Genomic DNA, 467 nt, shown 5'->3' with positions numbered 1-467 from the left:
GCCAGCGCCCACCGCGCACGGCGACGCGGCCGTCCGCGTCCTGGTAGAGCTCAGCATCGCACGAGGCGAGCAGCCGGCCGAGCACGTCGGAGCGCTGCTCGTCGTAGGTGTAGCTGCCCCAGGCGCGATAGCGCGGCTCCGAGGTCGAGCCGTTCGGGTCCGGCAGAACCAGCGCGATCGGCTGGTCGCAGACGTTGGCCAGGTCGGCGAAGGTCTGGAGGTTGATCTCGCCCAGCGCTAGGCCGTACCCGCTCTCGTGCGTCAGGTAGTCGAGCAGCACGATCGCGGCATTGTCCGTGTAGGCGTAGCCACCGGACCGGGGGTCGTAGGACGGCGCGGCCGCCACGAGCAGCCGAACGTCTGGCGCCCCTTCCGGAAAGATCTGGCTGCCCTTCCGCAGCGGCGTCGCTACCACCACCGAGTAGCACAGCCCGTTGAGCTGCATGCTGGCGTCCCAGTAGGGCAAC

At 69.8% G+C, this 467-nt stretch carries 1 pseudogene; it reads right to left on the bottom strand.

The window, feature by feature from the left end:
• Positions 1–445, bottom strand: a pseudogene (locus tag KZZ06_RS20100) (hypothetical protein); the annotation flags it as partial.
• Positions 446–467 lie beyond the last annotated feature (22 nt).

The sequence above is a fragment of the Sulfitobacter sp. CW3 genome, from assembly GCF_019392245.1.
Taxonomy (GTDB): domain Bacteria; phylum Pseudomonadota; class Alphaproteobacteria; order Rhodobacterales; family Rhodobacteraceae; genus Sulfitobacter.
This window is presented reverse-complemented; position numbering and strand designations above follow the sequence as displayed.